At 45.5% G+C, this 8908-nt stretch carries 6 protein-coding genes; all 6 read right to left on the bottom strand.

The features are described 5' to 3' along the window. Positions 1 to 413: DNA cytosine methyltransferase (locus PX636_RS06205; protein ID WP_288116514.1), on the bottom strand; the 413-nt coding region annotated here is incomplete at its 3' end. A 179-nt stretch (positions 414 to 592) separates the two neighbouring features. Further along, a complete protein-coding gene (locus PX636_RS06200) occupies positions 593 to 925 on the bottom strand; it encodes a type II toxin-antitoxin system Phd/YefM family antitoxin (protein ID WP_002763237.1) in 333 nt (110 codons plus the stop codon). Between the two features lie 68 nt (positions 926 to 993). After that, positions 994 to 5598: a glutamate synthase large subunit gene (gene gltB / locus PX636_RS06195; protein WP_288116513.1), complete on the bottom strand. Its 4605-nt coding sequence runs from the start codon at positions 5596 to 5598 to the stop codon at positions 994 to 996. A gap of 300 nt (positions 5599 to 5898) precedes the next feature. Then, complete coding sequence (locus tag PX636_RS06190) at positions 5899 to 6786, bottom strand: succinate--CoA ligase subunit alpha (RefSeq protein ID WP_288116511.1); 888 nt, start codon at positions 6784 to 6786, stop codon at positions 5899 to 5901. 283 nt (positions 6787 to 7069) lie between these two features. Next, positions 7070 to 8293 carry a BaiN/RdsA family NAD(P)/FAD-dependent oxidoreductase gene (locus PX636_RS06185; protein ID WP_288031251.1) on the bottom strand — a complete coding sequence of 408 codons (1224 nt, stop codon included), beginning with the start codon at positions 8291 to 8293 and terminating at the stop codon, positions 7070 to 7072. Positions 8294 to 8314: 21 nt separating this feature from the next. Next, positions 8315 to 8908, bottom strand: a 594-nt coding sequence (locus PX636_RS06180; protein ID WP_288116509.1) for an ATP-binding cassette domain-containing protein, incomplete at its 5' end; no start/stop codon positions are given.

Genomic DNA, 8908 nt, shown 5'->3' with positions numbered 1-8908 from the left:
CCCAGTTCTTCCAAAGAATGCAAAATAATATCTAAGTTTTTGCCTTTGTCGAGGTGAATTAGGTGTTTAACATTTTCCAGAAGAATTATTTTCGGCTTTTTTAATTCTACTATTTCGCAGATGTGAAAAAATAGAGTTCCCCTTGTATCTCTAAATCCGGCTCGTTTTCCAGAAATGCTAAAGGGTTGACAGGGAAATCCTGCTGTCAACACTTCAAAATCAGGGAGGTCATGGATAGCAATTTTTCTAATATCTTGATCGGAAATTTCTTGAAAATTATTGAAATATACTTTTCGACAGTTTTCGTCTATTTCACAAGAATATACACAGTCATAACCAACGCTCTCGAAAGCTAATCTAAATCCTCCAATACCAGCAAAAAGATCGATAAATCTGAGTTTTTCGTTTGTCATTGCCAAATTATGACATCAAAGATAGCCAAAGTGAATATATCCTAAATTTTAGCAAATGTTCCGACTTATGCAGCGATAAAAACTGTAGTCTAAATAATTAAGGTTAATATGTCCCCATATAATCAATTTGGAGATACTAGATTAGGCATAATTGAGTAAAAATTCGCACAATTTCGGTTTCAGACTTCTGCGGCTTTTTCTTGCTCAATCTCGGTCTCCAATTCTTGACGTAATTCTTCTAGAGAAGTGGTGGCAGCTGTCTGAGATAATCTTTCTTGTGACCAATTTAAGGACTGAAAAAGTCGTTGAGCGTTAGCTGGAGAGCGCAAAAGATAAACTTCTTCTAATAAAGCGGATAATTCGTCAGCAGCAATCAAGGCCACATCATGATGACCCTGACGTTGGACAATAACGATCGAGTTTCCCAGTTCTACTTGTTCTAAAACCTGAAGAAAATGTTCTTGTGCTTGGGTATAGCTAGTATAGGTGGTGGGGATGGGCAGCATGGCCATTAATCAACTCCGCAGTCAAAAAATTAATCAATGGGTGCGTTAACCAAGAGTAACGCACCCCAAAGAAATTACACCGAAGTTAAGGTTTTCTCCGCGCTAATTTGCGCTTCGGGACTATCCGCTTCCGAGGGAGGGACCACTTGCCAGAATTGACCGAGATAGCTATCCCAATTAGCTAAAATTAACTTACCTTTGGGGCTATTAGTGCGTTCTACATGGGCCTCAATTAAAGATTTTAACTGTTCCGCACCGGCAGCCGTGCCAACCCGTTGAATCTTGACAATTTCGGGGTTGAGTTTCTCCGGTAGGGACGGATCGAGGATATAAGCTAATCCTCCCGTCATCCCGGCGCCGACGTTGCGACCGACGGAACCAAGCACGACAATTACCCCCCCGGTCATATATTCACAGAGGTGATCCCCGGCCCCTTCGATAACCGCTTTCGCGGTGGAATTGCGGACAGCAAAACGTTCACCAGCGCGACCATTAGCGTATAATACCCCACCGGTGGCCCCGTAGAGACAGGTATTACCGATAATAGCGTTATCTTCGGGCTGATAATTGGCGTTTTGGGGCGGTAAGATGACAATTTCGCCGCCGTAGATGCCTTTACCCACATAATCGTTAGCTTCTCCCTCTAAATGGAGATTGACACCGGGTAAATTAAATGCTCCGAAACTTTGACCAGCTGCGCCCTGGAAATTGAGCTTAATTTCGCCTTCAAAGCCGTCATTACCGTATTTTTGGGCAATTACCCCCGCAATTCTCGCCCCGACGGAGCGATCGGTATTGACAATCCTGTAGGTTTTGCTGACGGTTCCCTGTTGCTCGATCGCCTGTTTAATCTCGCTATCGGCTAGAATATCGTCATCGAGGACAGCACCGTTACTATGTACTTCCTCGTGCTGCAACCAAGAGCGGTTACTACGGCCATCGGGTAAATTCAACAAACAATCGAGATTGAGGGATTCTGTCTTAGTTAAACGAGCATCGGAGCGCACTTTTAACAGATCTGCCCGGCCAATCACCTCATTTAAACTGTGATAGCCTAATTTCGCCAATAATTGCCGCGTTTCCTCAGCCACCAAAGTGAAGAAATTGACCACATGAGCGGGAATTCCTGGAAAACGAGCGCGGAGACGTTCCTGCTGGGTAGCGACTCCCACAGGGCAATTATTCGTGTGACAGACGCGGGCCATGATGCACCCCTCGGCAATCATGGAAATGGAACCAAAACCGAATTCCTCCGCACCCATCAGAGCAGCCATGAGGATATCCCAACCGGTTTTTAGTCCTCCATCTGCGCGCAAAATCACCCGATGACGCAGTTGATTTTCCATTAACATCCGATGCACTTCCGTTACTCCCAATTCCCAGGGACTACCTGCGTGTTTGATCGAACTTAGGGGTGATGCACCTGTACCACCATCGTGGCCAGAAATCTGGATAATATCAGCGTTAGCTTTGGCAACTCCGGCCGCAATTGTGCCGATACCGATCTCGGCCACTAATTTGACGGAAACTTTGGCCCGGGGGTTAATTTGGTGTAAATCGTAGATTAATTGTGCTAAATCTTCGATCGAGTAGATATCGTGGTGAGGAGGGGGAGAAATCAAGGTAACACCCGGTTTTGATCGCCGTAACATGGCAATATAGGGACTGACTTTTTTTCCGGGTAATTGACCTCCTTCTCCCGGTTTTGCTCCCTGGGCCATTTTAATCTCTAGCTGTTTTCCACTCATTAAGTATTCGGGAGTGACTCCAAAACGACCCGAAGCTATCTGTTTAATGGCAGAATTGGCTGTATCACCGTTTTTTAAGCCGTTTAGGTGAGGCATGGTCACGGAATGTCCCTCGGCATCCACATCGCTTAAGCTGGTGTAACGGATCGGATCTTCTCCCCCTTCTCCGGAATTGGACTTACCTCCGATGCGATTCATGGCGATCGCTAGGGTTTCGTGTGCTTCCCGTCCCAAGGCACCGAGGGACATTCCCCCTGTGCAGAAGCGTTGCAGGATACTTTCGATCGATTCTACTGCTTCGATGGCAATTGAGGCTCGATCGCTGTTAAATTCTAATAGATCCCGTAAAGCGGTGACAGGTCTTTCCTGCAAGATTTGACGATAGGTTTCGTAATGGTCATATCCTTCCCCTTGGGAGTGAGCGGCCACGGCTTTATGGAGTGCTTTCGCCATTTCCGGGGAATTCATGTGGTATTCTCCCCCCGGACGGTAGTTGACAAAACCGTAGTTTTCTAGTTTTTTAGCGGTAAGATTGGGGAAAGCTTTACTGTGGAATGCGATCGCTTCTTGGGCCACCTCAGCAATGCTTAAACCCCCGACGCGACTGGTAGTACCGTTAAAAGCTAGTTTAACTAAATCTGCCGATAATCCGATCGCCTCAAAAATTTGCGCCCCATGGTAGGAAGATAGGAGAGAAATGCCCATTTTCGAGAGGATTTTCAGTAATCCCGCTTCTACGGATTTGCGGTAATTAATTAGGGCTTTTTCGAGGCTAATAGCTTCTAATTTGCCATTTTCCATCAATTTCTGAGTTTTTGGCTCGATCCACCACTGGGCGATCGTTTCTAGGGCCAGATAGGGACAGACTGCGGAAGCGCCATAACCAATTAGACAAGCGAAGTGATGGGTACTCCAACATTGGGCCGTGTCGATAACGATCGAAGCTTTTAAACGCAAGTGTGAGCGAATCAGGTGATGATGGACGGCCCCAACGGCCAATAAAGGGGGAATATAGCTAGTTTTTTCGTCAATAGGAGCAGTCCTGTCACTGAGAATTAAAATTTCCGCTCCCGATGCTACTTTCTTGGCGGCCTCAGCGCACAAATGAGCGATCGCGGTTTCTAATCCCTGCGGTCCGGTGGTCAGATCATAAAGGGTAGAAAGTTCGGCTGTTTTGTAGCTAGAGGTTTTAACTTTGGCTAATTCAGCATTATTGAGCAGGGGAGAGTCTAATTTCAGTAAATGTGCGTCATCAACCCCTAATTTAAGTATATTGCCCCGTCGTCCCAGATACATAGTCAAGGACATGACTAAACTTTCCCGTAAGGGATCGATGGGGGGGTTAGTAACTTGGGCAAAACGTTGTTTAAAGTAATCGTAGAGAAGATGGGGTTTACTGGAGAGGACTGCTAGGGGAGTGTCATCACCCATACAGAAAGTCGGTTCTTTTCCCTGCTCTGCCATGGGAACGATAATCATATCCACATCTTCGGCAGTATAACCGAAAGCGGTTTGCAGGGGAAGGAGATGACTAGGAGCGGGAATATCTATCGCTGTTTCTTTGTCAATAAAGGTGCGTTGGGATTTCACCCATTCACCGTAGGGATTAGAGCGGGCAATTTCCTGTTTAATCGGCCAATTACGCTTAATTTCGCCTTTTTCCAGATCCACCGCAAGCATTTGACCGGGGCCGAGACGACCTTTTTCGATAATGGTGGTTTCATCGAGGGGAATAGTTCCCGCTTCCGAGGAAACGACGATATAACCGTTGTTAGTAATGCTATAACGGGCCGGTCGCAAACCGTTGCGATCCAAACAAGCGCCGACGATTCCCCCGTCACTGAATACCAGTAAAGCCGGACCGTCCCAGGGTTCCTGTAAACCGCTATAGTATTCGTAGAAGTCGATAATTTCGGGATAATCCTGTAAATCCGGCTGATTATTGTAGGCCTCCGGCACTAGGATCATAGCTGCTTCTAGGGGACTGCGACCGGTTCTCACCAATAATTCTAGGGCGCTATCGAGGTTATAGGAGTCGCTGTTAGCGGGGTTAACAATGGGAGTCAGGGATTGTAATTCTTCGTGGGTCCAACCTTGGGTTTCTAAAGCGGGTTCCCGGGCCGACATCCAGTTAATATTGCCCAAAAGGGTGTTAATTTCGCCGTTATGACCCAATAAGCGCATTGGTTGAGCGAGGGGCCATTTGGGTTGGGTATTGGTGCTAAAACGTCGGTGATAAATAGCGAATTGACTGCTATAGGCGGGATTTTGCAGGTCTAGATAGAATTCTCGCAGGATTTCGCCCCGTACCATGCCTTTATAGACAATGGTGCGACAGGAAAAGGAGCAGAAATAGAAATCATCGGCCAGTTGCTTACCGACTTCAGAACGGGCAATATAGAGTAGGCGATCGAATTGAGAACCGGCTAAATCGGGGGAAGTAACCAGAATTTGCTCGACGTAGGGTTGATTTTCCCTTGCTTGTCTTCCGAGGACTTCGGGACGGACGGGAACAGCGCGCCAACCTAAAATCTTAATATTATATTTATTGACAATTTCTTCGATGTGTGCTTTAGCGTCGGTGCGTTCTTGGTCCGCTTGGGGAAGAAAGACCATCCCCACTCCTAGTCGCTCAGATTCTGGCATATTTAAGCCATTTTCGGCGAACCAAGGAGCGAGGACATCTCTGGGGATAGCGGTCATCATACCGGAACCGTCACCGGAATCCTGATCGGCGCTGCAGCCTCCCCGGTGTTCCAAACAACCTAAGGCTAAAAGTGCCTGTTCAATCAGTTGATGGCTGCCAGAACCGCGCACATCGGCAATAAAACCGACTCCGCAAGCGTCCCGTTCCTCTACGAGCCATCGGGGACCCCAATAGGGATCGATTTGGTGTATATTGTCGGTTTTTAGGTTATTTTGTTGCGCCATAGAAGTTATCCTTAGGGTCGTTGTCTAGAAGGGTGGGATAGTTGGTCTGCTGAAAGGGTCAATCTAGAATAGAATTTTTTTTGATCTTGCCGTTTCGATTGTCGCTGATTTTTCCTAATTTTTGCCTGTTGCCGTCTTTATCTTGGCCAGTCTGAGGAATCACAGGTGATCTACCATGATATAGTAGCTCTCAGGAATTGTCATCGAAAATCCCCTGGATGGGGTGAAACATCCTGTTAGGTGCTTATTTTGGCAGAATATTCTCAGATTATAAATATTATTGGAGCAATGGGGTCAAATTCAGGACAAGACTTTCGCTAAAGAGGTGGGTAAATCGGCCAATTTTTCCACCACTGTCACCCCAGCTTCTTGAAAATGACGTAAGCTATCTTTTCTGGTATTCTTAGCGGCAACAGAGTAGGAAAGTTGGTTAGAAATAATTGTTTCTGTATCACCGAAATTGGTTTCAATCGCTGCATTTAACCCCACAAGATAGGCAATCACTGGTTTTTCGATCGCCGAGGCAATATATTTGGCTGCCTCGATTTCGGCCTTTCCCCCCACCTGACTGACGAGGAGAATTGCCTCGGTATTGTCATCTTCCTCAAAAACCTGCAACCATTGGGACAAATTGGAGCCAATAATGCCGTCAGTACCCAAATTTACCGCCATAGATTCACCATACCCCGCTGCTGTTAAAGTTTTCGCCACTTCATCCCCTATGCGATCGCCGCGGGTGATCAGACCGATTGTCCCCGATTGATAAAAATTCGGTTCACAAATACCCAACCAAAGATAATTGGGAATAATTACACCCTGGCTGCCAGGTCCGAGAATTAATGTCCCGGTGGTACTAGCTATCTTTAACAATTCCACCAGATCCAAGGGGGGAACTCCGGGGGTGACGATAATTAATTGGGGGATGGCTGCTGCGATCGCTTCTAAGGCCGCATCTAGGACTTGATTGGGGGGGACTAAAATTAAACTGGTCTTGATTTCTCCCGCTTCAGCAACGGCCTCGGCCACTAGATCAAACACTGGTATCTCTGCGATTATCTCACCACCGCAGCCACTAGCCACCCCCGCTACTAAACAGGTTCCCTGAGCTTTCAATCGTGCCGCATAATATTTGCCTAGGGGTCGATCGATCCCTTGCATAATTATCTGATCTTTATCTGTCCATTTCATATATTAAGTGTTGGGAGTTGTTTCAGTAAACAGTAAACAGTAATCAGGTTCTGAAGGCAAGAGTCACTCATGCAAGAGGCAAAAGAAAGAATCTGGCAATTCTCTCACCTAAAAAGAAGGTTAGAAACTAGGCACATCAAAGCTTTTAGCTTAACCAATTAGGTCTTAGATTCGGCCCTTGTTGTCAGATGTGAGTTTTCAGTTCACTGTTTACTGTTTACTGAAAAAAGGCTCCCCACTTCCCCACTTCCCCACTTCCCCACTTCCCCCTCTCCGGCGCTTCCTACACCCTTCCATTACCCATAGCTTGTCCGGCGAGATAACCAGTGGTCCAAGCGCTTTGAAAATTAAATCCCCCCGTGACTCCATCGATATCTAGTACCTCCCCGGCAAAATATAACCCCGGACAGATTTTACTTTCCATAGTTTTAAAATCCACTTCCTGAAGATTCACTCCCCCAGAGGTGACAAATTCCTCCTTAAACACCCCTTTTCCTTTGATTTGATATTCCCCTTGCTGTAATTCAATCATTAATCGATTGAGAGTATTTTTAGATAATTCGGCCCAGGGAGTTTCCGAGTTAACAGTCAAGTAACTTAATAAACTCTGCCAAAGACGCTTGGGTAACTGTTCAAAGGGACAATAATTAAAAAGTTTTCTTTTGGGATATTCACTTTTAGTTTGTAAGATAATTTCTCGCAATTTTTCAGGATGATAATCCCCCAACCAATTAATGATTAAAGGCATTCGGTAATGATGCTCGTGAAGTAACCGCGCCCCCCAAGCAGAAAGTTTTAAAATAGCCGGTCCACTGACTCCCCAATGGGTAATTAACAAGGGTCCGATTTGTTCTAATTTGCTTCCCCCAAGACGAACTCGCACTTTATCCACAGTAACCCCTAACAAATCTTGCAGACGAGGATCGGCAATTTGAAAGGTAAATAAAGAAGGGACAGGAGAGACTAGAGAATGACCTAAATCTTGAGCGGTGCGATAACCAAAAGGACTACTTCCCGTAGCAATTAAAAGCTTATCTGCCCTAATTTGCTCCTCTCTTTTTAATTCAATCAAAAAACTTTCTTGCTGTTTTTTTACCGATTTAACTGGGGAATTTAGCCTTAAATTAACCCCAGCAAAAGTCGCACTTTCCCGCAGACAATTAAGAATAGTTTCAGAATTATCGGTGCTGGGAAACATTCGCCCATCCGCTTCTGTTTTTAGTTTTACCCCCCGCAATTCAAACCATTTAATAGTATCTTGGGGTTGAAACCGACTAAAAGCTCCCCGTAGTGCTTTGCCACCGTGAGGATAATAATTAACCAATTGGGAAACATCAAAACAATGATGGGTGACATTACAGCGTCCCCCTCCCGAAATCCGCACTTTCGCCAGAGGTTCTTTTGCCGCTTCTAGGATAGTAACGCCAGCTTTTGGGTTAGATTCTGCCGCTTTAATTGCGCCAAAAAATCCCGCTGCCCCGCCACCAATTACGACTATTTGAGTCATATATCAAGAAAAAAGTTAAGTTTAAACTGCCAAAAATCGCTGAATGACTTCTTGACTTAATTCGCTCGTGAAACCGGAAGCAACAATTCCCCCTTTTTGCATGGCGTAATATCGATCAGCTTGGCGGACAAAATGCAGGTGTTGTTCTACTAATAAAACGGCGATTCCTTTACTGGCAACAATGCGCCGCACCGCCGCTTCAATTTCGAGAATAATTGACGGTTGAATTCCTTCCGTGGGTTCATCTAAAATTAATAATTTTGGTTCCCCCACTAAGGCGCGAGCGATGGCTAATTGCTGTTGTTGTCCACCGCTTAAATCTCCTCCCATCCGCGATAACATGGTTTTTAAAACGGGAAACAAATCGAAGATTTCTTCGGGAATTGTGGCGTTTTTTCTTTTTGTGGGTAAAGCTTCCAAACCGAGAATTAAATTCTCTTTTACCGTTAAACGGGGAATAATATCCCTACCCTGCGGCACATAACCCAGTCCTAATCTGGCTCTTTTATCTGAGGTTTTATTAATCAGGTTTTCTTGCTCATAATTAATTGTTCCCGCTCGCGGTTTTAAGATACCCATCAAGGTTTTTAATAGGGTAGTTTTACCCACGCCATT

The organism is Microcystis sp. M53598_WE2 (assembly GCF_030067735.1).
Taxonomy (GTDB): Bacteria; Cyanobacteriota; Cyanobacteriia; order Cyanobacteriales; family Microcystaceae; genus Microcystis; species Microcystis aeruginosa.
The sequence above is the reverse complement of the archived record's forward strand: the minus strand, read 5'-3'. Positions and strand labels throughout refer to the sequence as shown.

What these genes read in the sequence shown, in the direction of transcription:
- PX636_RS06190 (WP_288116511.1), bottom strand. Translation starts at nt 6,786, where the DNA reads ATGAAATGGACAGATAAAGATCAGATAATTATGCAAGGGATCGATCGA.
- PX636_RS06200 (WP_002763237.1), bottom strand. Translation starts at nt 925, where the DNA reads ATGGCCATGCTGCCCATCCCCACCACCTATACTAGCTATACCCAAGCA.
- gltB (WP_288116513.1), bottom strand. Translation starts at nt 5,598, where the DNA reads ATGGCGCAACAAAATAACCTAAAAACCGACAATATACACCAAATCGAT.
- PX636_RS06185 (WP_288031251.1), bottom strand. Translation starts at nt 8,293, where the DNA reads ATGACTCAAATAGTCGTAATTGGTGGCGGGGCAGCGGGATTTTTTGGC.